Origin of the sequence: Streptomyces sp. CA-288835 (assembly GCF_050936385.1) — a bacterium.
GTDB lineage: Bacteria > Actinomycetota > Actinomycetes > Streptomycetales > Streptomycetaceae > Streptomyces.
The window spans coordinates 3060020-3082634 of sequence record NZ_JBNJMW010000001.1; the positions used below are offsets into that span (position 1 = coordinate 3060020).

At 70.2% G+C, this 22615-nt stretch carries 16 protein-coding genes; 2 read left to right on the forward strand and 14 right to left on the reverse strand.

Annotated elements, in window-relative coordinates; genetic code table 11:
• Positions 1-402: 402 nt before the first annotated feature.
• Positions 403-1344 (reverse strand): 2-hydroxyacid dehydrogenase, encoded by a 942-nt coding sequence (locus ACQEVY_RS13695; protein ID WP_432948187.1) that lies wholly within the window; start codon positions 1342-1344, stop codon positions 403-405.
• Positions 1345-1418: 74 nt separating this feature from the next.
• On the opposite strand from ACQEVY_RS13695, the gene ACQEVY_RS13700 reads away from it, so the two are divergent.
• Together ACQEVY_RS13700 and ACQEVY_RS13705 are read left to right on the forward strand one after the other, a co-directional pair.
• Positions 1419-2429 carry an aldo/keto reductase gene (locus ACQEVY_RS13700; RefSeq protein ID WP_432948189.1) on the forward strand — a complete coding sequence of 337 codons (1011 nt, stop codon included), beginning with the start codon at positions 1419-1421 and terminating at the stop codon, positions 2427-2429.
• Between the two features lie 181 nt (positions 2430-2610).
• The gene (locus tag ACQEVY_RS13705) at positions 2611-3810 is read left to right on the forward strand and encodes a PQQ-dependent sugar dehydrogenase (RefSeq protein ID WP_432948191.1); all 1200 of its coding nucleotides are present in this window, start codon (positions 2611-2613) and stop codon (positions 3808-3810) included.
• Positions 3811-3848: 38 nt separating this feature from the next.
• Here ACQEVY_RS13705 and ACQEVY_RS13710 read toward each other — a convergent pair whose 3' ends face one another.
• The 13 genes from ACQEVY_RS13710 to ligA all read right to left on the reverse strand — a co-directional run bounded on the left by ACQEVY_RS13710 (position 3849) and on the right by ligA (position 22614).
• A complete protein-coding gene (locus ACQEVY_RS13710; protein ID WP_432955203.1) occupies positions 3849-4250 on the reverse strand; it encodes a DUF6191 domain-containing protein in 402 nt (133 codons plus the stop codon).
• Between the two features lie 47 nt (positions 4251-4297).
• On the reverse strand, positions 4298-7384 hold the full coding sequence (locus ACQEVY_RS13715; RefSeq protein ID WP_432948193.1) for a helix-turn-helix transcriptional regulator: 3087 nt from the start codon (positions 7382-7384) through the stop codon (positions 4298-4300).
• A 211-nt stretch (positions 7385-7595) separates the two neighbouring features.
• Positions 7596-7781, reverse strand: coding sequence for a hypothetical protein (locus ACQEVY_RS13720; protein ID WP_432948195.1), 186 nt, complete (start codon positions 7779-7781; stop codon positions 7596-7598).
• Positions 7782-7982: 201 nt separating this feature from the next.
• Positions 7983-8567: a hypothetical protein gene (locus ACQEVY_RS13725; RefSeq protein WP_432948197.1), complete on the reverse strand. Its 585-nt coding sequence runs from the start codon at positions 8565-8567 to the stop codon at positions 7983-7985.
• A 65-nt stretch (positions 8568-8632) separates the two neighbouring features.
• A complete protein-coding gene (locus ACQEVY_RS13730) occupies positions 8633-9208 on the reverse strand; it encodes a GNAT family N-acetyltransferase (RefSeq protein WP_432948199.1) in 576 nt (191 codons plus the stop codon).
• Complete coding sequence (locus ACQEVY_RS13735) at positions 9186-11444, reverse strand: MMPL family transporter (protein WP_432948201.1); 2259 nt, start codon at positions 11442-11444, stop codon at positions 9186-9188. The genes ACQEVY_RS13730 and ACQEVY_RS13735 overlap by 23 nt, the downstream gene beginning before the upstream one ends.
• 253 nt (positions 11445-11697) lie before the next feature.
• A complete protein-coding gene (locus ACQEVY_RS13740; RefSeq protein ID WP_432948203.1) occupies positions 11698-13803 on the reverse strand; it encodes a phosphocholine-specific phospholipase C in 2106 nt (701 codons plus the stop codon).
• A 240-nt stretch (positions 13804-14043) separates the two neighbouring features.
• Positions 14044-15555: an Asp-tRNA(Asn)/Glu-tRNA(Gln) amidotransferase subunit GatB gene (gene gatB / locus ACQEVY_RS13745; RefSeq protein WP_432948205.1), complete on the reverse strand. Its 1512-nt coding sequence runs from the start codon at positions 15553-15555 to the stop codon at positions 14044-14046.
• Between the two features lie 15 nt (positions 15556-15570).
• A complete protein-coding gene (locus tag ACQEVY_RS13750) occupies positions 15571-15813 on the reverse strand; it encodes a hypothetical protein (RefSeq protein WP_165256369.1) in 243 nt (80 codons plus the stop codon).
• On the reverse strand, positions 15810-17315 hold the full coding sequence (gene gatA, locus ACQEVY_RS13755; RefSeq protein WP_432948208.1) for an Asp-tRNA(Asn)/Glu-tRNA(Gln) amidotransferase subunit GatA: 1506 nt from the start codon (positions 17313-17315) through the stop codon (positions 15810-15812). The genes ACQEVY_RS13750 and gatA overlap by 4 nt, the downstream gene beginning before the upstream one ends.
• 6 nt (positions 17316-17321) lie before the next feature.
• Positions 17322-17618 (reverse strand): Asp-tRNA(Asn)/Glu-tRNA(Gln) amidotransferase subunit GatC, encoded by a 297-nt coding sequence (gatC, locus tag ACQEVY_RS13760; RefSeq protein WP_030258164.1) that lies wholly within the window; start codon positions 17616-17618, stop codon positions 17322-17324.
• Between the two features lie 124 nt (positions 17619-17742).
• Positions 17743-20148: a putative bifunctional diguanylate cyclase/phosphodiesterase gene (locus ACQEVY_RS13765; RefSeq protein ID WP_432948210.1), complete on the reverse strand. Its 2406-nt coding sequence runs from the start codon at positions 20146-20148 to the stop codon at positions 17743-17745.
• Positions 20149-20406: 258 nt separating this feature from the next.
• A complete protein-coding gene (gene ligA / locus ACQEVY_RS13770) occupies positions 20407-22614 on the reverse strand; it encodes an NAD-dependent DNA ligase LigA (protein WP_432948212.1) in 2208 nt (735 codons plus the stop codon).
• Position 22615 lies beyond the last annotated feature (1 nt).

A 22615-nucleotide genomic window follows, 5' to 3' on the forward strand; every position in this document is an offset into this window, starting at 1 on the left:
CCGGTCCGCGCCGCCCCCGAGTCCCTTTGGTCCCGGCCTGCCGATGGGGGTGTCCCCGCCCGGGCCGTGCGAGGCCGGTTCGTGGGTGAGGGTGCGTGCCACCTGCGACCGCTGTGCCTGTGGTGGTGTGGGTGGCTGTGGCCACTTCTGTGTGGTGCGTGGGAGGTTCGCCGTCGGCGGCCTCGCCGCGTCGGATCGTTGGTCCATAGGCCGTACATCGCCCGTCGCCCCCCTCACAGTCCACGTCTCGTCCCCGGCGCCGTCCGGTGCTCGGCGCATCCCCTGTCCGGACGATACACCAGTCTCGTCACTCAGGGACATAGTCCCTCTACTCTCCGTGACGACCAGCGGTGATACGTGAACCGACCGCAGTCAGGGGACTGCGGAGGGTGGTCGCAGAGGCTACGCGCCCGTCGTAAGGACCACGTTCCGCATCGGCTCCCGGTTCACAAAACGATGGAACTGGTCCACCAGGAGCCGCTCGGCGCGCGGAAAGAACGCGGATGTCGGGCCCCCCACATGCGGACTGATGAGCACTCCCGGCGCATGCCACAACGGGTGCCCCTTGGGCAGCGGTTCGGGGTCGGTGACGTCAAGTGCCGCTCGGATTCGGCCAGTTTCCAGCTCGGCGAGCAGCGCCTTCGTGTCGACGACGCCGCCACGGGCGACGTTCACCAGCAGGGCGCCGTCCTTCATCCGCGACAGGAAATCGGCACCCGCCAGGCCCCTGGTCTGCTCGGTGAGGGGGGTGATGAGCACCACCACATCGGCGTCCGGGAGGAGTTCGGGCAGTGCGGTGATCGGATGCACGGGCCCGCGCTCCGTCTCACGTGCGGAGCGCGCGACGCGCGCCACCCGCGCGACCTCGAATGGCGCGAGCCGGTCCTCGATCGCGGCACCGACCGAGCCGTAGCCGACGATCAGCACCGACTTGTCGGCGAGCGCGGGCCGGAACCCCGACCGCCATTCTTCGCGCTCCTGCCCGCGTACGAACTCGGGGATGCCCCGCAGCGAGGAGAGGATCAGCGTCAGTGTGAGCTCGGCCGTACTGGCGTCGTGCACCCCACGCGCATTGCACAACTGCACGCCTGTAGGCAGCAGTCCGAGACCGGGCTGGACGTGGTCGATTCCGGCCGACAGCGTCTGCACGACCCGTACGGACGTCATTTCGGCCATCGGACGCACCGAGATCTCGCTGCTCTTCATGTAGGGCACGACATAGAAGGCGCAGTCGGCGGGATCGGCGGGGAAGTCCTGCTCACCGTCCCAGAAGCGGTAGGTGAGGCCTTCGGGGCGGCCGTCGAGGTCGGCTGGATCAAACGGGAGCCACACTTCGGAAGTCATGCTCAGGAGGCTAGGCCAAGCATTGACAGACCCAGAGGTTAGTTTTGGGGGTCGGAAAAGGGAGGCACGGCCAGGTGGAGCGGAGGACGATCGGGGCTGCGGCGCTCGAGGTGGGGGCCGTCGGGCTCGGCTGCATGCCGATGAGCTGGGCGTACTCGGCTTCCCGGCAGCGGAGCGATGAGTCGCTACGGACCCTGCACACGGCCCTCGACCGGGGCTGCAGCCTCCTCGACACCGCCGACATGTACGGGCCCTTCACCAATGAGCTGCTGGTGGGCCGGGTGCTCAAGGAGCGGCGACCGGAGGCGTTCGTCTCCACCAAGTGCGGGCTGCTGGTCGGTGAGCAGCACATCGTGGCCAACGGCCGCCCCGGGTATGTGAAACGGGCCTGCGACGCCTCGCTGCGGCGGCTGCAGACGGACGTCATCGACCTGTACCAGCTGCATCGCGCCGACCCCGAGGTGCCGGTCGAGGAAACCTGGGGCGCGATGGCGGAACTCGTGGCGGCGGGGAAGGTACGGGCGCTCGGGCTGTGCGCGGTGGGCGCCCGCTCCGGCCGTCGCTCGGGGGCACACCTGCACGACGGAACGATCCGGCAGCTGGAGCGGGTGCAGCAGGTCTTCCCGGTGAGCGCGGTGGAGGCCGAGTTGTCGGTGTGGTCGCCGGAGGCACTGGACGGGCTGCTGCCGTGGTGCGAGGCACGCGGCGTCGGTTTCCTGGCCGCGATGCCGCTCGGCAACGGCTTCCTGACCGGCACGCTCACGCCCGGCGAGGGCTTCGAACCCGATGACGTACGCGCCCGGCATCCCCGCTTCACCGCCGAGATGATGGCCGCGAACCAGCCGATCGTGGCCGGTCTGCGCCGTATCGCACGGCGGATCGGTGAGGAGACCGGTGCGGAGGTCACTCCGGCGCAGGTGGCGCTCGCATGGGTGCTCGCGCAGGGGCGGCACGTGGTGCCGGTGCCGGGGGCGAAGCGGGAGCGGTGGGCGGCCGAGAACGCGGGGGCGGCCGGGCTGCGGCTGTCGGCGCGGGATCTGGCGGAGGTGGCGAAGCTGCCTGCGGCTCAGGGGTCGTGGGAGTGAGCGGGACGGGCTGAGCGCAGCACGGGGTCATGGCAGCACGGGCTCACAGCTCGAGTACAGGCTCACAGCTTGATGAGCGAGGGTGGTGCGGAGGGCTCGTAAAGGTCTCGCCGTGCTGCCCGGCCGGATCTCGTCGCATTTCGCGTTCTGAGATCGGGAACCTGTGAGGCGGTTGCGGTGTATGAACAGTAGAACCTGCCGCGTCGAAGGGATCCAGATCGTGCAACGTCGAGCTGTGACGGCCGTGTTGGCCGCCGCCTCCCTCCTGCTGACGGCCGGCTGTTCTTCCGGCGACGAGGGAGGGTCGGACGGCGGAGCGAACGCCGCCCCGAGTCGTACGGAACCGGGGTCCTCCCCCGGCGGGCAGGCGACTGGTGAGGCGCCGCCCGCGAAGGGCTCCGTGAAGGTCGTGCGGACCGTCGCCGAGGGTCTGAACACGCCGTGGGGCCTCGCGCCTCTGCCCGAAGGCGACCTGTTGGTGTCCTCGCGCGACGAGGGGACGATCACCCGGGTCGACACAAAGAGCGGCAAGAAGACCGAGGTGGGCACGGTGCCGGGCGTCGCCGCCGCCGGCGAGGGTGGCCTGATGGGGCTCGCCCTCTCACCGGAGTACGCCTCGGACCGCATGGTCTACGCGTACTTCACCTCGGCGTCCGACAACCGCATCGTGCGCATGCTGTACGACGCGGAGAAGCCGGCGGGTGAGCAACTGGGCGCTCCCGACACGGTGTTCAGGGGCATCCCGAAGGGCACGAATCACAACGGCGGGCGGATCGCCTTCGGCCCGGACAAGATGCTCTACGCCGGCACGGGCGAGCGGTACGAACCTGACCTGGCCCAGGACAAGGACTCCCCGGGCGGCAAGATCCTCCGCCTGACCCCGGACGGCGAGCCGGCGCCGGGCAACCCCTTCGACAACGCCGTCTACTCGTACGGCCACCGCAATGTGCAGGGCCTGGCCTGGGACTCCGAAAAGCGCCTGTGGGCCTCCGAGTTCGGCCAGCAGACCTGGGACGAGCTGAACCACATCGAGCCGGGCGACAACTACGGCTGGCCGGACGCCGAGGGCGAGTCCGACGACTCCCAGTACCACAACCCGATCGCCCAGTGGGGCGTGGCCGAGGCCTCCCCCAGCGGTATCGCCTACGCGGAGGGCTCCATCTGGATGGCGGGCCTGCGCGGCAAGCGCCTGTGGCGCATCCCCCTGAACGGCACGGAGAGGGCAGCCGACCCCCAGGCCTTCCTGGAGGAAGAACACGGCCGCCTGCGCACGGTGGTCTCGGCGGGCGAGAACAAGCTGTGGCTGGTCACCAGCGAAACGGACGGCCGGGGTACCCCGGAGGACGGGGACGACAAGATTCTTGAGCTGGAGGTGACGTAGCCGGGGGTGGCAGTAGCTCAGGAGCTCCGGGTGGACCTTCAGTCCCCGCCGGGGTCCGGCTTCGCGGGCGCCCCGGCGTCCAGTTCCGTGCGCCCCCGGACATCTGGTTCCGTGGGCACTCCGGCCTCCGGCTTCGCGGGCGACCCAGCATCCGGCTCCGTGGGCACCCCGGCGTCTGATTCCGTGCGCTGCCCGGCGTCTGGGTCCGCGGGCACCCCGGCTTCCGGCTTCGCGGGCGCCTCAGCGTCCGATTCCGCGGGCACGCCGGCGTCTGATTCCGCGGGAGCCTGACCAGGCAGCCGTACGACGACCTTGCCGGACGTGAGGTCTATCGGCCCCCGCCCCGGGTCGCTGTCCCCGGCGTCCTCGCGGGTCATCTCGAGACGGTTGCGCTCGTCCTGGGTGTGCTTGCGGCCGGGGGCGAACAGTTCCTCGAACATGTTGAACACGGCGCCTCCCTCGGCCCGGGGTCCTTACAGCCTAGGCCTCAGCCGGCCGCTTCAGCAGCGGGTGTCTCGGACGGGAACAGCCGTAGCCGGTGGGCCAGGGCCGCTGCCTCGCCGCGGCCGGAGACGTTCAGCTTGGCGAGGATGTTGGAGACGTGGACGCTGGCGGTCTTCGGGGAGATGAAGAGTTCCTCGGCGATGCGGCGGTTGCTGCGGCCCGCGGCGACCAGGCGCAGGACGTCGCGCTCGCGGCTGGTGAGGCCGAGCGCCTCGGCCGGGTCGGCGGGGGTGAGGGCTGACCGCTCCGGGGTCCCCGGGGTGTGCGTCAAGGTGAGGCGGGCGCGTTGGGCGAGCAGGGCGATGGACTCGGTGAGCGGGCGGGCACGGAGGTGGTCGGCGACGGCTCCGGCCAGGCGCAGAAGCTCAGTGGCGCGGTCGCGGGCGTCGTCGTCGCCCGGGCCGGAGGCCAGCAGGGACTCGGCGAGGCGGTGGCGGACGCGGGCCAGGTCGTAGGGGCGCTCAAGTGACTCGAAGGCGGTGACGGCGGCGGACCAGTCGGCCGGGGTGTCCCTGCCTTCGGCGCGCAGCAGTTCGGCGCGCACCCAGCGCTCGTACGCATGCCAGAGCGGCACGTTCGTGGCGAGTGGCTTGGCGTGCTCACGTATGCGCTCGATGTGCTTGACGCGGCCCTGCTCGGCGGCGGGCAGACCGCGGGCGTCGGCCTCCGCGGTGGCGGCGGCGAGGAGCAGCGGCCAGCCGTAGCGCTGGGTGCCGGGTGGCAGGCCGGTTTCCAGCGCGCGGTCGAGTTCGGCGCGGGCGTCGGGGAGGCGGCCCTGGGCGGCGGCGAGAGTGAGGGTGAGCCGGGCCAGCGGCAAGGAGTTCTGCGGCATGGGGTCATGGGTGCCGTATGCGTCGCGGGCGGCGGCCAGGTGGCGGCCCGCCTCTGCGAGATGCCCGCGGGCGAGCGCGATGTCGACGAGGCGCAGGAAGGAGCCGCCGCGCGGCTTGGCGCTCGGGAGGGCGTGCTGTGCATGCGTCGCGGCCTCACTGGCCTCGTCCCACTGGCCCAGCGAGTAGAGAGACTCCGAGAGGTTGTCCCACACCCAGGACTCCGACTCCAACAAACCCATTCTGCGAGTGAGTTCAAGACCGTCCCGCAGGATGCCGACGGCCTCCTCGGAGCGGCCGATGCCTTCCAGAATGGACGGCAGGTTCACATGACTGCGGCCCACCTCCCGGGCGGCCCCGATCTCGACCGACTGTCTCCGGACCTCGTACAACTCGGCGAGACCCGCCTCGATATCGCCCGATTCGACCATGAGGCCGCCGAGAGTGAGGCGCGCATTCAGCTCGATCTCGCGGGCGCCCACCATGCGTGCGTACTCCACGGCACGTTCGGCGTCCGTCAGGGCATCGGGCCCCGGGGTGTGGAGCATGGACCAGTTGGCGACGGACGTCAGGACCTCGGCGTGCACCTCCGAAGGCGGCAGACCTCTCACCAGCTCCTCGGCTGTGCCGAGTTCCTTCCAGCCGTCGCCGCGGCCCAGTGCCTGCACCAGTCGGGAACGCTGGGTCCAGAACCAAGCAGCGCGCAGGGCCTCGTCTCCGCCCTCCAGGAGGTGAAGGGCCCGCTTGGTGATCTTCAGAGCGCGCTCGCGCTCCCCGCAGTACCGGCCCGCGACGGCCGCCTCGGCCATCAGGTCGAGATAGGTCAGCGGCTGGTTCCCCGGGTCGCAGCCGCACGCAGGAGACGGGGCGCAGCCGCAGGGCGGATAGGCCTCGGTGTAGTCGACGGGGCGCAACTCGGCCCGCACGGCGTCGGGGGCGGAGTCCCACAGCTCCATCGCCCGCTCCAGGAGCCGCAGTTGCTCCGAGTGGGCGTGCCGGCGGCGGGCTGCCACGGAGGCTTCGAGGACGGCGGGCAGGGCCTTGGCCGCGTCGTTCGCGTGATACCAGTAGCTGGCCAGGCGTGCGGCGCGCTCATCGGCCGGTACGAGCGTCGGGTCGGCCTCCAGCGCTTCGGCGTATCGCCGGTTGAGGCGGGAGCGCTCGCCGGGCAGCAGGTCGTCGGCCACGGCCTCGCGCACCAGGGAGTGGCGGAAGCGGTAGCCGTCCCCGTCGGGTGTCGCGAGCAGGAGGTTGGCGCCCACGGCGGCCCGCAGCGCCTCGATGAGATCGTCCTCGGAGAGCTGCGCCACGGCGGCAAGCAGTCCGTACTCGACGGTGGAGCCGCCCTCGGCGACGATCCGGGCGACCCGCTGGGAACTCTCGGGCAGGCTCTCGACCCGGACCAGGAGCAGGTCCCGGAGGGAGTCGGTGAGGCCGGTGCGGCAGCCCTCGTTCGCTGCCACGGCGAGTTCCTCGACGAAGAACGCGTTGCCGTCGGAGCGCTCGAAGATCTCGTCGACCAGGGCGGGGGCGGGCTCGGAGGCGAGGATTCCGGCGATCTGTCGGCGGACTTCGGCGCGGCTGAAGCGGCCGAGTTCGATACGGCGGACCGTGCGCAGCCGGTCCAGCTCGGCCAGCAGCGGGCGCAGCGGATGACGGCGGTGGACGTCGTCGGCGCGATAGGTGGCGATGACGGCGAGGCGGCCGCTGCGGAGCGTACGGAAGAGGTAGGCGAGGAGATGGCGGGTCGAGGCGTCGGCCCAGTGCAGGTCTTCCAGGAGGACGACCACCGTGCGCTCGGCGGCGACGCGCTCCAGGAGACGGACGGTGAGTTCGAAGAGGCGGGCCATGCCCTCCTCGTCGTGCCGCCCGCGCGAGGTGTCGCCCAGCTCGGGCAGCAGCCGGGCCAGCTCCTCCTCCTGCCCGGCCGCCGCGGCGGCCAGCTCGTCGGGCAGTTGGCGGCGCAGAGCGCGCAGGGCGGTGGAGAAGGGGGCGAACGGCAGCCCGTCGGCGCCGATTTCGACACAGCCGCCGAGCACCACGACAGCGCCCTGACGGTCGGCCGCACCGGCGAACTCCTCGATCAGCCGCGTCTTCCCGACGCCCGCCTCACCGCCGACCAGCAACGCCTGTGGCTCGCCCGCGGCGGCGCGGGCGAGCGCGTCGTTCAGCACGTCCAACTCGTCGGCGCGACCGACGAAAACCGGACTGACGGACCTGGTCTCCACAACGCCGAGCATCGCACAGGGGTCTGACAACGCTGCAGCGATTAACGGCGCCCGCCTGTCCCCCGGCGCCGGCGCCCCGCCGGTCCCCAACTGCCCTGCATGGCGCGGCGGCAGCTCCGTACGGCGCGGTGCCGGGAGTCCCCCCGGACTCCCGGCACCGCTGGCACTTCCGGTCGCACTTCCGGCGCTCTTGGCGCCTTCCCCGGTCGCCATCACGCCGCGATCACGCCGCGCGTGCGAAGCGGTGGCGGCGTGGATATGGCCGGCGATTCACCTGCCCTTCGGTGTCGTCCTTCGCCGATCGGCGGGCGGCGCGGCGGGCGCGGATGGCCTCGCGCACCATCCGGTAGTTGTCGGCCTCGCGGATCATCTCGGCGGAGCGGATCTGCTGGAGCTCGTACGCGAACATCTCGTACCCCTCTTGAAGAAGTCGGTTTCGGGCCTCGCTTTGTGCGATGCCTCAACCTTCGTCTCCCAGGGGGGTCCGTCACATCGGGAGAGTTCCGCATCTTGCGCACGGGAGGGGCCTTAGGTCCGCCGTAAGAAGCTCGCGGCGGACCTAAGGCCCCTCAGGACGTGCGGTTTTCCAGACTGCTTCCCGGTGGGCGGTTCAGCCGGCGGAGGGCACGGAGAGCAGGACGTCGGAGTACTTGAGGGCGGCCAGCAACAGACCGATGACGCCGAGAGAGACGCCCGCCCAGGCGACCGACTTGATCCACGGGGCCTGCACCCGGTCGGGGTTCCCGAACGCGGGTCGCACCAGCACCACGACGCCGACGATCAGTGCGGCCACCGCGAAGAGCCCGCCCCACAGAGCGGTGGCCTGCCAGGCATCGCCGTAGAGCGCCTGGAGCTGCGTGGCGACGCTCGCGTTGCCCGCGGCCTGCATCTCCAGCTGGCCGGTGATCTCCTGTCGCGCGGAGGCCACCGTGCCGACCCAGCTGCCGGTCAGCGACACGATGCCGAGCCCGGCGGAGACGACGGCGGCGGCACCCTGGCCCACACCGGAGCCTCCGGCGGCCACACTCGTGCCGTCACCCGAGTCCGGGTGTTCCTGCTCGTCGTCCTGGTACACCTCGGCGTCGGCCTGGTCCGCGGCCGTGTCGCCGTCCTTCGTGAGCTGCACGTCCTCCTCGTCGCGCTTTGCGTCGGTGCCGGTGTGGGTGCCGGCCTCGTCAACTGTCTTGGATCCCATGCCCCGCACCGTACGGACGCTGTCTGAGAAGTGTCTTAATGATCGCCAAGGTGTCTTGAGGCGTCTTAGTGATCGTCGCGAGCTGCACGCGCGCGTGCGTCACGCCATTCCGGCGCGAGCACGGACCACACCTCGAGGTTCTGGCGCACGCCCCTGTAGGGGTAGCTCTCCCGGAGCACGCCGTCGCGGCTCATGCCCAGCCGTCGCGCCACGTTGATGCTCGGTTCGTTGGCGGTGGACGCCTGCCACTCGACCCGGTGGATGCCGCGCTCGTCGACCGCCCAGTCGATGAGGATCCGCATGGCGCGGGTGACGAGCCCACGTCCCGCGCCGGCCGGCTCAAGCCAGCAGCCGACCTCGCAGGTGCCCAGCTCGGCGTCGAAGTGCAGGAACAGCACACCGCCGACGAGCTTCCCGTCCAGCCACACGCCGTGCAGGCTGCCGGTGTCGGCGGCGCGCTTGTCGGCGTACGACTGGAGGAGTTCGCGCGCGGAGCCGGCATCCGTGGCGTTCGCCCCGAAGGGGATGTGCTGCCCGATGAACTCTCGTCCCCGCTCCAGGTGCGCCAGGAACTCCTCGGCGTGCCACGGCTCCAGGGGGCGCAGTTCGGCGCCGTCCTCACCCAGGGATATCGCGTACATCCTGCTGCCGCTCCTTCACGAGTACGTCCATCAGCGCACCGTCGCGCGCAGCCGGAATCGTCGCATGGGAGGGGATGGCAGGGCTGGAGTCGGGCGGCTCGATGCTGATGCGCGGCAGACGGCGGTCGAGCCAGCGTGGCAGCCACCAGTTGGCGCCGCCGAGCATGTGCATCAGGGCGGGCACCAGGAGCGTACGCAGGACGAAGGCGTCGAGCGCGACCGCGGCGGCGAGCGCGATGCCGAACATCGCGATGACGCGGTCGCCGCTGAGTACGAAGGCGAGGAAGACCGAGATCATGATCACGGCGGCGGAGTTGATCACCCGGCTGGTCTCGGCGAGGCCGACGCGGACGGCTCGCCGATTGTCGCCTGTCTCCAGCCATTCCTCGTACATCCGGCTGACCAGGAAGACCTGGTAGTCCATGGAGAGCCCGAAGAGCACGGACACCATGATCACGGGCAGGAAGGGTTCGATCGGGCCCGCGCTGCCGAGGCCCAGCAGTTCACTTCCCCAGCCCCACTGGAAGATCGCGATGACGACGCCGAAGGCGGCGGCGACGGCCGCGACATTCATCGCGGCGGCCTTCAGGGGTATGCCGATGGAGCGGAATGCGAGCAGCAGCAGGAGGCAGCCGAGAGCGATCACGACGCCCACGAAGAGGGGCAGCTTGCCGATGATGACCTCGGCGAAGTCGTCATAGCCGGCCGTGACACCACCGACGTGCAGATCGAGCGAGGTGTCCGCCTCGGCCCGCGGCAGCACGTCGGTACGCAGCCGGTCGACGAGATCGCTGGTCTTCTCGGACTGCGGCGAGGACTCCGGGATGACGGTGAGGTACGCGGTGTCGCCGCCCTGGTCGTACGTCACCGGGGTCACCGAGGCGACACCTTCGGTGGACCGGAGCGTTTCGTCGAGGTTGTCCAGGGCCAGCCGGTCCTGGCCGCCGTCGACCTCGGTGACGAGGGTCAGCGGGCCGTTGACGCCGGGGCCGAAGCCGTCGGCCAGCAGGTCGTATGCCTGGCGGGTGGTGGCGGTCTCCGGGTTGTTGCCCTGGTCCGAGGTGCCGAGGTGCAGGCCGAGGGTGGGCAGCGCCAGCACGGTCATGACGGCGAGGGCGACGACTCCGAGCAGCTTGGGGTGCCGCTCGACGAAGGCGGACCAGCGGGCCGCGAGCCCGGTGGGGATCTCCGGCTCAGGACCGTGCTCGTCCAGGTGCCGGCGCTCGCGGCCGCTGAGGGCGCGCATGCCGATGAAGGAGAGCAGCGAGGGCAGCAGGGTCACTGAGGCGGCGACCGTGAGCAACACGGTCAGGGATGCGGCGATCGCGACGCCGTTGAGGAAGCTGAGCCGCAGGATGAGCATGCCGAGCAGGGCTATGCACACGGTTGCGCCCGCGAAGACGACCGCGCGTCCGGTGGTGGCCACCGCGTTCCGCGCGGCCTCCTCGACCGGCAGCCCGCGCTTCAGCCCGCGCCGGTGTCTGGTCACGATGAACAGCGCGTAGTCGATGCCGACGCCGAGGCCGACCAGCATGCCGAGCATCGGCGCGAAGTCGGCGACGGTCATGAAGTGGCCGAGCAGCACGATGCCCGCATACGCCGTGCCGACGCTCACCAGGGCCGTGGCGATCGGCAGCAGCGAGGCGGCGAGCGAGCCGAAGGCGAGGAAGAGGACCACGGCGGCGACGACCACGCCGACGACCTCGGCGATATGGCCGCCCGAGGACTCGGTGAGCCCGATGGCGTTACCGCCCAGCTCGACCCGGAGGCCGTCCGCCTCGGCGTCCTTGGCGGTGTCCACGACCGCCTGGACGTGGGCCTTGTCGATGTCCTTGGACTGCTCGTCGAAGGTGACCGAGGCGTAGGCGGTGTGCCCATCGGCGCTGATCCGCCCGGCGGCCTGGCTGTCGTACGGGTCGGTCACGGAGGCCACGCCGGGCAGTTCCTCGATCTTGTCGAGGGTGCCCTTCATCGTCTGCTCGACGTCGGCGGCGCGTACGGAACCCGCGTCGGACGCGGTGTGCCAGACGATGGTGTCGCTGTCCCCGCCCATGTCCGGGAAGCTCTTCTTCAGCAGCTGGGCCGCCTGGCCGGATTCCGTGCCGGGCACCTTGTAGTCGTTCGAGTAGGCGGATCCGGCGGCCATTGCGGCGACGGTTGTACCGCCGAGCGCCAGGACCCAGAACAGAACGACAAGAAGGCGGTGCCGGACACACCAGCGTGCGAGTGCTGCCACGAACGAGCTCCCAGTGGGGGTGGGGACTGTGGATCTTTACCGGGAACCGCCGAGCAAAGAACACATGAGCAATACGTGGACAACTCTTGCAGGCCGTAGAGATCGTTAGCCGTTTTCGTGGACTTACTCACAGGAATGCGAGCGAGTTCACAGCACGCTTATGTGAACCCGCTCGCATTTCCCGGCGTCCGCCCCACGCGGCGAATCGCCGCCGGATACGCTCGCGCGTTTCAGCGGCAAGCAGTCGCGTATCTCAGCCGGACACGCTCGCGCGCCCGTTCTCGATATGCCCCATCAGCCGCCTCCGGAAGGCGGCGTCCCCGGCCGCGGTCACCTCCACGTCGTACCAGCCGTGGGCGTCCCGTGTGGCGTGCGCGAAGGCGACCGCCCGGCCCGGCTGCACGGTGAACTTCCGGTCTCCGGCCGCGGCTTCGGCGTAACCGAGTTGCCGGACGGTGAAGGTCAGCGGCCTGCTTCCGGTGTTGCGGAGCGTGAGGCGCAGGGCACGCGCGCCCGCATCGACGGCGGAGGCGAGCTCGGCACGCGCGCGGGTGTCTCCCGCGAACTCGCGCCGGAAGCCGTTCGGCCCGGTCACGGTGAAGTCGTACGAGGTCCCCCGCACCGGCACCTCCCAGGCGCCCTCCCGCTCGACGTCCTGGTGCTGCGGGTTCTTGAACTCGCCGGCGTACGGATAGAGCGCGAAGTGCGCGCTGGAGTGGTCGGCGTTGACCAGCCGTACCTGCACCTTTTCGTCCTGCACGCGCGCGTGCGCGTCGGGCTGGTACGGCAGCGGGCGCGCCGGGCGGGTGCCGGGCTCCTGCTGGGGCATCGACTGTTGCGCGGGCGGCTGGGGGTTCCAGCGGCCGGTGAACGGCGGGATGGCGCCGGGCTGTTCGGCCTCCGGCTGCGGGTGGCCGCGGCTGAAGTCGAAGGCGCCGGTGAGATCGCCGGTGACCTGGCGCCGCCACGCGCCGATGTTGGGCTCGCTCACGCCGGTCAGCTTCTCCAGGAAGCGGACCACAGAGGTGTGATCGAAGACCTCAGAGCAGACGAAGCCGCCGACGGTCCAGGGCGAGACGACCAGCATCGGGACGCGCGGACCGAGTCCGGTGGGCAGGTCCTTGAAGTACTCCTCCTCGTTCCCGGCGGCCGGGACGGGCGGGGGAACGTGATCGAAGAACCCGTCGTTCTCGTCGTAGTTGATGAACACGGCCGTGCGCCGCCAGACCTCGGGATGCGAGGCGAGCGCGTCGAGGACCTTGTAGACGATGGTCGCGCTGTGGACGGGCGAGGACACGGAGGGGTGCTCGGAGTCGACGGCCGAGGGCACCAGGTAGGTCACCTTGGCGAGCTTCCCGTCCGCCACGTCCTTGGCGAACGCTTCCGCCAGCTTGCCCGTGGGCACCCGCCGCAGCCCGCGCTCGAACAGCGACCGCTCCTCGGCACTCAGCGTGCCGACCCCCTCCTCCAGGACGGCCAGCAGCCGCTCACGCTCGGTCGCGTCGGCGGCGTCCCGGACCTTCGCGTAGAAGGCCTCCAGGTACGTGAACTCGGTCTCGGCCAGCACCTTGCGGGCGATCGCCTTGAAGGAGGTGAAGAACTCGACCTGGTTGTCGGTGAAGTTCTCCCACTCGGTGTACGTCTGCCAGCTCACGCCCGCCTTTTCCAGGCGCTCGGCGTACGTGCCCCAGTCGTAGCCGGGGTGGGTGCCCTCGTCGTACGCGTCGTTGTCGACGGCCCGGTCGCCGTTCGCCTCGTAGCCCGTCTTGCCGCTCCACAGATGGTTGCGGTTGGGGCTGGTGGAGGTGTGGATCGAGGAGTGGTAGGCGTCGCAGACGGTGAAGGTGTCGGCGAGCTCGTAGTGCAGCGGGAGGTCCTCGCGGGTGTAGTACGCCATGGTCGCGGGCGTCTTGGCCTTGATCCAGCCGTTCATCCAGCCGTCGTTCCAGGCGGTGCCGCCGCCGGTCCAGGAGTGGTCGAGCGCCCCGATGTACTGGAGGTCCTTCTGCTGTGCCTCGGCGGCCTCGCGCACGGAGAACGGCAGAACGGAGCGCGACCCGTCCGGCTGCTCGAAGACGGACGTCCCCTCGGGCAGACGGATCGCGTTGCGGTCGGAGAAGCCGCGGACGCCGCGCAGGGCGCCGAAGTAGTGGTCGAAGGATCGGTTCTCCTGCATCAGGATCACCACATGCTCGACGGCCTCGAGACCACCGCTCGGCGGTTCCTGCGCGAGCGCCTCCTGAAGGGAGGGCGGCAGGAACGAGCCGATGACGGCGGCGCCGAGCGCGCCGCCGCCGAGGGCCATGAGCCGTCTGCGGGTGATCTCCGGTGACGCTGACGAGGGTGACGAGGATGACAAGGCCGACCTCCCAGTCGAGACCAATGGTTCGCGAGTGACCCATTGACAGTCCGGCTGGGACCGTAGTGACGGCAGATGACGGACGGAAGTACCGGAACGGGCCGAGAGGCAAAAGGTCCGGAGTACGGGACCTGGGCTGCGCCCTTCCTGGACGGCGAGGTGCCTGATCCCTGAACGCCAGAACGCCGGTGGGGCTGGAGTGCTCCAGCCCCACCGGCGTTCAGACACGCTCCCGAGAGCTCAGCCCTCGACGCCCAGCTTCTGCAGGATCAGTTCCTTGACGCGCGCCGCGTCGGCCTGCCCTCGCGTGGCCTTCATGACCGCGCCGACCAGGGCGCCCGCCGCGGCCACCTTGCCGCCGCGGATCTTGTCCGCGATGGCCGGGTTGCCCGCGATGGCCTCGTCGACGGCGGTCGTGAGGGCGCCCTCGTCCGAGACAACCTTCAGGCCGCGCTTCTCGACGACCTCGTCCGGGGTGCCTTCGCCCGCGAGAACGCCTTCGATGACCTGACGGGCCAGCTTGTCGTTGAGGGAGCCCTCCTTGACCAGCGAGGTCACCCGGGCCACCTGCTCGGGGGTGATCGGCAGTTCGTCGATCGGGCGCCCCGTCTCGTTGGCGTTCCGGGCCAGTTCGCCCATCCACCACTTGCGGGCCGAGACCGAGTCGGCACCCGCCTCGATCGTGGCGGCGATCAGATCGACCGCGCCCGCGTTGAGGATCGACTGCATGTCGTGCTCGGAGATCCCCCACTCCTCACGCAGCCGGTTGCGGCGTACCCGAGGCAGCTCGGGCAGGCCCGCCCGCAACTCCTCGACCCACTCGCGGGTCGGAGCGACGGGGACGAGGTCCGGCTCGGGGAAGTAGCGGTAGTCCTCCGCCTCTTCCTTCACGCGCCCGGAGGTCGTGGAGCCCGTGTCCTCGTGGAAGTGGCGGGTCTCCTGGATGATCGTGCCGCCGCTGCTCAGGACGGCGGCGTGGCGCTGGATCTCGTAACGGCAGGCCCGCTCCACCGACCGCAGCGAGTTGACGTTCTTCGTCTCGGAGCGCGTACCGAACTTCTCGGTGCCGTTCGGGCGCAGCGACAGGTTCACGTCGCAGCGCATCTGCCCCATCTCCATGCGGGCGTCGGAGACACCGAGCGCCTTGATGAGCTCGCGCAGTTCGGCCACGTACGCCTTGGCGACCTCGGGAGCGCGCTCCCCCGCACCCTCGATCGGCTTGGTGACGATCTCGATGAGCGGGATGCCGGCGCGGTTGTAGTCGAGGAGGGAGTGCGAGGCTCCGTGGATACGGCCCGTCGCGCCGCCCACGTGTGTGGACTTGCCGGTGTCCTCCTCCATGTGGGCGCGCTCGATCTCCACGCGGAAGACCTCGCCGTCCTCCAACTGGACGTCCAGATAGCCGTTGAAGGCGATCGGCTCGTCGTACTGGGAGGTCTGGAAGTTCTTCGGCATGTCCGGGTAGAAGTAGTTCTTCCGGGCGAAACGGCACCATTCGGCGATCTCGCAGTTCAGCGCGAGACCGATCTTGATGGCGGACTCGACACCGGTCGCGTTCATGACCGGGAGGGAGCCGGGCAGGCCGAGGCAGACCGGGCAGGTCTGCGAGTTCGGCTCGGCGCCCAGTTCGGTCGAACAGCCGCAGAACATCTTGGTCTTGGTGCCGAGTTCGACATGGACCTCGAGGCCCATGACGGGGTCGTACGACGCCAGCGCGTCCTCGTACGACACCAGGTCGATCGTGGTGGTCACGGTGAAACTTCCCTCTCAGCCCAGCAGGACGTCGTCGTCGCCCAGCCGCTTCAGCTCGCGGTAGAGCAGTGCGAGACCGGTGACGACGCCGGCGGCGGTCACCACGGCGTCGACGAGCCGCAGTGTGTCGTTCTCGACGCGCGCCTTCTTGATCTGCTTGGCGACACCGATCGCGCCGAACGCGGTCGTGGCGATGGACAGGTACGTGCCGGACTTCGACTTCTTGAAGCCCTTGGCCTTCGACAGTGCCTTGCTCACAGCGACGGAGCCTCCTCGATCAGCGGGTGTCCCCACCTTTCCACGAAGGCGGCCTCGACCGCGGCGCCCACCTTGTAAAGGCGGTCGTCCTGCATCGCGGGCGCGATGATCTGCAGACCGACCGGGAGGTTGTCCTCCGGCGCGAGGCCGCAGGGCAGCGACATGGCGGCGTTGCCCGCCAGGTTGGTCGGGATGGTGCACAGGTCGGCGAGATACATCGCCATCGGGTCGTCGGCGCGCTCACCGATCGGGAAGGCGGTGGTCGGCGTCGTCGGCGAGACGATCACGTCGACCTGCTCGAAGGCCTTCTCGAAGTCGCGGGTGATGAGCGTACGGACCTTCTGGGCGCTGCCGTAGTACGCGTCGTAGTAGCCGCTCGACAGGGCGTACGTGCCGAGCATGATGCGGCGCTTGACCTCGTCGCCGAAGCCTTCCTCACGGGTGAGGGAGGTGACGTCCTCGGCGGAGCGGCTGCCGTCGTCGCCGGTGCGCAGGCCGTAGCGCAGGCCGTCGAAGCGGGCGAGGTTCGAGGAGCACTCGGACGGCGCGATCAGGTAGTACGCGGACAGCGCCAGGTCGAAGGACGGGCAGTCCAGCTCGACGATCTCGGCGCCCAGTTCCTTGAGGAGGGAGACCGACTCGTCGAAGCGCTGGACGACACCGGCCTGGTAGCCCTCGCCGCGGAACTGCCTGACGACGCCTACGCGCATACCCTCGACGCTGCCGTTGCGGGCGGCCTCGACGACGGGTGGTACGGGCGCGGCGATGGAGGTCGAGTCGAGGGGGTCGTGACCGGCGATGACCTCGTGGAGGAGGGCCGCGTCCAGGACCGTACGGGCGCAGGGACCGCCCTGGTCGAGGGAGGACGAGAACGCCACCATGCCGTACCGGGACACCCCGCCGTACGTCGGCTTCACGCCGACCGTGCCGGTGACGGCGGCGGGCTGGCGGATGGAGCCGCCGGTGTCGGTGCCGATGGCGAGCGGCGCCTGGAAGGAGGCGAGAGCGGCGGAGGACCCGCCGCCGGAGCCGCCGGGGATACGCGTCAGGTCCCACGGGTTGCCGGTCGGCCCGAACGCGCTGTTCTCGGTGCTGGACCCCATGGCGAACTCGTCCATGTTGGTCTTGCCGAGGATGACGACGTCGGCGGCCTTCAGCCGCTGGGTGACGGTCGCGTCGTACGGCGGGATCCAGCCCTCGAGGATCTTCGAACCGACCGTGGTCGGGATCCCCTTGGTGGTGAAGATGTCCTTGAGCGCGAGCGGTACGCCGGCGAGGGGACCGAGCTTCTCCCCCCGCTCCCGCTTCTCGTCGACGGCACGGGCCTGGGCGAGCGCGCCCTCCCGGTCGATGTGCAGGAAGGCGTGCACCTTCTCGTCGACGGCCTCGATACGGGCCAGGTGGGCCTCGGTGACCTGCACGGCCGTGAGCTCGCCGGCGGCGATCTTCTGGGCGATCTCGGCGGCGGTGAGCTTGATGATGGTGACGTTGCTGTCCGTCATGTCGGGTTACTCCTCCCCCAGGATCTGCGGCACCTTGAAACGCTGCTGCTCCTGGGCAGGGGCGCCGGACAGCGCCTGCTCGGGGGTGAGCGACGGACGGACCTCGTCCGCGCGCATGACGTTCGTCAGCGGCAGCGGGTGGGAGGTCGGCGGTACGTCTTGGTCGGCGACCTCGCTGACGCGGGCGACCGCGCCGATGATGTCGTCGAGCTGACCGGCGAAGTGATCGAGCTCTTCGTCCTTCAGCTCCAGACGCGCCAGCCGTGCGAGGTGGGCGACCTCCTCGCGCGTGATGCCAGGCATGCAGCGATCCTCAGGGGTGAGTGTGTGTGGTTTGCGCCAATCCTATGGCGCCGGTGCGGGTGGCTGCGCCCGGGTTTCCGTTCTGCCTCCCGCCCTGTGGAGCACCGTGCCCCTGAGGGGTCCCCTAAACGACCCGTCCCGGATCATCCGCCGCGGCTGCGGGCAGCGCGGCCCGAGGCCGCTGCCAACCCCTGGACCCGCGGGCGCGGAGCCACGCGGTCGTCTCCTCCGCGGGCATCGCCGCGGCGACCAGCCACCCCTGAACCGCATCGCATCCGAGGTCCCGGAGCCGCTCCCACGTCTCGTCATCCTCCACGCCTTCGGCGACGACGAGAAGCCCCAGCGAGTGAGCGAGATCGACGGTGCAGCGGACGATTTCGGCGTCCTCGGTGTCGATGGCCAGCCGGGCCACGAAGGACCGGTCGATCTTCAGCTCGCTCACGGGCAGCCGACGCAGATGCACCAGCGAGGAGTACCCGGTGCCGAAGTCGTCGAGGGACATCTTCACGCCGTGCCCGGTCAGCGCGGCCAGCGTGGCCGCGGCCCGGTGCGGATCCTCGAGCAGCACATGCTCGGTGATCTCCAACTGCAGGGCCCCCGCCGGGACTCCGTGCCGTGCGAGCCGCGCGGCGACCGACCCCGCGAACCCCGGCGTGTGCACATCCCGCGGCGACACATTGACCGCCACGGGCACATAAAGCCCTTGAGCCCGCCAGCGGGCCACCTGCCCGAGCGCCGTCTCCAGCACGTACTCCGTGAGGTGCGGCATCAGCCCGGACGACTCGGCGATCGCTATGAACTCGTCCGGCGGCACCTTCCCCCGCTCGGGATGCACCCACCGTACGAGCGCCTCGAGCCCGGCCACCTGCCCGTCGAAGCGGACCTTCGGCTGGTAGTGCAGCTCGACGTCCCCGGAATCCAGCGCCCGGCGCAGATCCCCCAACAGGCCGAGTCGGTCGGGGGTGTTGGAGTCCCGCTTGGACTCGTACACCTCCACGCCCGTACGGTCCCGCTTCGCCTGGTACATCGCGACATCCGCCCGCCGCAACAGCCCCTCCGCGTCCAGCGCGTGATCGGGGAAGACGGCGAGCCCGGCACTGGCCTCCAGTACGAGCGTCAGCCCGTCGAGGTCCAGCGGCGAACCGAGCGCGCCGACGAGGTTACGAGCCACCCGGGTCGCGGACGTCGTCGAATCAGCCACCGGCAGCAGTACGGCGAACTCGTCACCGCCGAGCCGCGCGGCCTCCGCCCCGCGCGGCAACGCCAGCCGCAGCCGATCCGCGATCTGCAACAGCAGCCGGTCCCCCGCAAGATGCCCCAGCGTGTCATTCACGGACCGGAATCGATCCAGGTCGATCAGCATCAGTGCGGAACGCGCACCGATCCGCTCGGCGTCCTCGAGCGCCGTCCAGGTCCGTTCGAGGAGCCACTGACGGTTGGGCAGCCCGGTGAGCGGGTCGCGCAGTTGTTCCTCAGCGCGGGCGCGGGCAATCCACAGACTGAAGTCGAGCGCGATCAGGGGGATCGCGAAGAGCGGCAGCAGTACGGGGAGGGACATGGCGACGACGCAGATCAGCGGGGCGATACCGAGCAGCGCCACGGCCACGAGCCCGTGTCTGACCAGGGCGGTGCGGGCGACGGTCGGCACTCCGGCACGGGGCGCATGGAGGTACCAGAGGAGCGCGCGCGTCACAGCGAGGTACGCGACGGCCACCAACACCACCTCGGGCGCGGTGTAGACGGTCCAGCTCTCCGGGTTCCAGGGCTCCTCCACGGACGGGACCCGGCCGAACACGGCGAGCACCAGCGCGCCGCCGCCGATGCCGAGGATGTCCACCGCGCCCTGCAGCACGCCCTGCCGCCAGCGGTGCCGGCGGGCTATGCCGACGAGCACGACGACGGTGAGGCTGACCATGCCCGCGGGCACCCAGCCGTACAGCAGCAGGACGGCGAGCGTGAGGGCCGCGCCGGAGCCCGTGCCGCCCCACCAGCGGGCGCGGCCGAGCGCCACGAGATGACCGACGATGATGCCGACCAGCACGGCGAGCGACCAGCCGACGGAGCCGGACGGAAAGAGCGCCTGGTGCCCCGATAGTCCCCGGAAGAAGCCCGCGCCGAGCACGAACCCGGCCGCCGCGACGACCGCGGTGGGCAGAGTGGGCCAGTACGTGTGCCGCTCGGATTCATGTCCCGGCAGCCCATGTCCGGCACCGGCGCTTCCCTGGCTGGATGCTCCCAGCCCGGAACCCGTGCTCCCCTGGCCCGGCATCCCAAGTGCGGGGCGGGTGTTGGAGCTCCCGAGCCCGGAGCGGGTGCCGGGGTTCCCGCGCCCGGAGCCGGCACTCATCTGGCCCTGCCCGCGCCCCTGTCCACGCGCGTCCGTGCCCGGCGCCTGCCCGTCCACTCCATTGCGCTGCCCGCCCACGGCTCGCTGGCCGACGGCCCCCAGGGACGCCCCCCATCTCCGCACGCCGGTCACCCAGCGTGGGCGCAGCCGTGAGTCCGGGGCGGCGCTCTCGGTCGGTTCCATTCCCGTCCCTCTCACAGCCGGCGGTGCCCACGCCACGCGGCCCGATGCCCGACACACCCTCAACGGCACCGCGTCTGAAAACTCTTCCCCCGCTCTTGACGAGCGGAAGATGCCCCAACCGCAGCTGGGCACGGCAGGCGCACATCTCAACAGTAGGCCGCAGAAGGCTTCTACGGGCACCGGTCGTCTACGGTTGCCCGAATGCGACCAGGCCACCCGCATGCATCTGGTATGCGCCGAACGGGTGGCCTTCAATCCCTACTCCTCGATCGGAAGTGCGACTTCAGCGGCTGCTTCCGGCCCTTGTTCGAGCAGAACGGCAAAGCCGTCCTCGTTCAGAACAGGCACTTTGAGCTGCATTGCCTTGTCGTACTTCGATCCAGGATTGTCACCTACGACCACGAAAGACGTCTTCTTCGAAACCGATCCGGTCACTTTCGCACCCCGGCTCTGGAGTTCCTCTTTCGCGACGTCCCGTGTGTGGTGTTCGAGCGTTCCGGTGACGACGACGGTGAGTCCTTCGAGCGGGCGCGGTCCTTCGTCCTCGCCCGAACTCTCTTCCGCCATCCGGACACCGGCGGCCCGCCACTTGCGCAGTATTTCCTGGTGCCAGTCCACCGCGAACCACTCTTTCAGGGAGGCCGCGATGATCGCGCCGACTCCCTCGGTGGCGGCCAGCTCCTCCTCCGTGGCCTGCTCGATACGGTCGACAGAGCGGAACTCGCGGGCCAGCGCCTCGGCCGCGACCGGTCCGACGTGACGGATCGACAAGCCGGTGAGGATACGGGCGAGCGGGCGCTGCTTGGCGGCCTCGATGTTCTCGAGCATCGCCAGCGCGTTCTTCCGCGGCCCGCCCTCCTTGTTGGCGAAGACCCAGGCCTCTTTCTCCTCACCGGTCTCCGGGTCCCGCTTCGGCAGGCCGCTGTCCTGGTCGAGGACGTATGCCTTGATGGGCAGCAACTGCTCGATGGTGAGGTCGAAGAGGTCGCCTTCGTCCTTCAGCGGCGGCTCGGCCGGCTCCAGAGGCTTGGTGAGCGCGGCGGCGGCGACGTATCCGAAGTTCTCGATGTCGAGCGCCTTGCGTCCCGCGAGGTAGAAGAGGCGCTCGCGCAACTGGGCAGGGCACGTACGCGCGTTGGGGCAGCGCAGGTCGACGTCGCCCTCCTTCATCGGCCGCAGCGGTGTGCCGCACTCGGGGCACTCGGCGGGCATCACGAACTCCCGCTCGCTGCCGTCGCGCAGATCGGCGACGGGGCCGAGGATCTCCGGGATGACGTCACCGGCCTTGCGCAGCACCACCGTGTCGCCGATGAGGACGCCCTTGGCCTTGACCACGTCCTGGTTGTGCAGCGTCGCGAACTCGACCTCGGAGCCCGCCACGGTGACCGGCTCCACCTGCGCATACGGAGTGACACGGCCCGTGCGACCCACGCCCACACGGATGTTGACCAGCTTGGTGTTGACCTCCTCCGGCGCGTACTTCCACGCGATCGCCCAGCGCGGGGCGCGCGAGGTCGAGCCGAGGCGGCCCTGGAGGGGGATCTCGTCGAGCTTGACGACGACACCGTCGATCTCGTGCTGCACGGAGTGGCGGTTCTCGCCGTAGTACGCGATGAACTCCCGTACGCCGTCGAGGTCGTCGACGACCTTGCTGTACGGGGTCGTCGGCAGGCCCCATTCGCGCAGCAGGTCGTACGCCTGTGAGAGCCGGTCGAGTCCGTCGAAGCCCTCTCTGGCGCCGATGCCGTGCACGACCATGTGCAGCGGGCGGGTGGCGGTGACGCGGGGGTCCTTCTGGCGCAGTGAACCCGCGGCGGCGTTGCGCGGGTTGGCGAAGGGCTTGTCTCCGGCTTCCACCAGGCGGGCGTTGAGCTCCTGGAATTTCTCCATCGGGAAGTAGACCTCGCCGCGGATCTCCACGAGATCGGGGATGCGGTCGCCCCTCAGGCGGTCGGGGATCTCGGCGATCGTCCGGACGTTCGGTGTGATGTCCTCGCCCGTGCGGCCGTCGCCGCGGGTCGCCGCGCGGGTCAGGCGGCCGTGCTCATAGGTGAGGTTGACCGCGAGGCCGTCCACCTTCAGCTCGCACAGGAAGTGGTGGTCAGACGTGCCGACCTCCTTCGCGACGCGCTCGGCCCAGGCCGCCAGCTCCGCCTCGTCGAAGGCGTTGTCCAGCGACAGCATGCGCTCGCGGTGCTGGACGGCCGTGAAGTCCGTCTCGTACGCCCCCGCGACCTTCTGGGTCGGCGAATCGGGGGTGCGCAGCTCGGGATATTCGTCCTCCAGGGCCTCCAGGGAGCGCAGCAGCCGGTCGAAGTCCGCGTCGCTGATGACCGGCGCGTCGTTCACGTAGTACCGGAAGCGGTGCTCCTCGATCTGCTCCGCGAGCTGGGCGTGCTTCTCCCGTGCCTCGGCGGGCACGGGCCCCGCAGTCGAGCCAGTCTGTGCGTCCTTGTCGCCGGCCACC

Excerpts from the sequence above, each read along its gene's own strand:
- ACQEVY_RS13695 (WP_432948187.1), bottom strand. The coding sequence starts at position 1,344 with ATGACTTCCGAAGTGTGGCTCCCGTTTGATCCAGCCGACCTCGACGGC.
- ACQEVY_RS13705 (WP_432948191.1), top strand. The coding sequence starts at position 2,611 with ATGAACAGTAGAACCTGCCGCGTCGAAGGGATCCAGATCGTGCAACGT.
- ACQEVY_RS13710 (WP_432955203.1), bottom strand. The coding sequence starts at position 4,250 with ATGTTCGAGGAACTGTTCGCCCCCGGCCGCAAGCACACCCAGGACGAG.
- ACQEVY_RS13715 (WP_432948193.1), bottom strand. The coding sequence starts at position 7,384 with ATGCTCGGCGTTGTGGAGACCAGGTCCGTCAGTCCGGTTTTCGTCGGT.
- ACQEVY_RS13720 (WP_432948195.1), bottom strand. The coding sequence starts at position 7,781 with ATGTTCGCGTACGAGCTCCAGCAGATCCGCTCCGCCGAGATGATCCGC.
- ACQEVY_RS13725 (WP_432948197.1), bottom strand. The coding sequence starts at position 8,567 with ATGGGATCCAAGACAGTTGACGAGGCCGGCACCCACACCGGCACCGAC.
- ACQEVY_RS13730 (WP_432948199.1), bottom strand. The coding sequence starts at position 9,208 with ATGTACGCGATATCCCTGGGTGAGGACGGCGCCGAACTGCGCCCCCTG.
- gatA (WP_432948208.1), bottom strand. The coding sequence starts at position 17,315 with ATGACGGACAGCAACGTCACCATCATCAAGCTCACCGCCGCCGAGATC.
- gatC (WP_030258164.1), bottom strand. The coding sequence starts at position 17,618 with ATGCCTGGCATCACGCGCGAGGAGGTCGCCCACCTCGCACGGCTGGCG.
- ACQEVY_RS13765 (WP_432948210.1), bottom strand. The coding sequence starts at position 20,148 with ATGGAACCGACCGAGAGCGCCGCCCCGGACTCACGGCTGCGCCCACGC.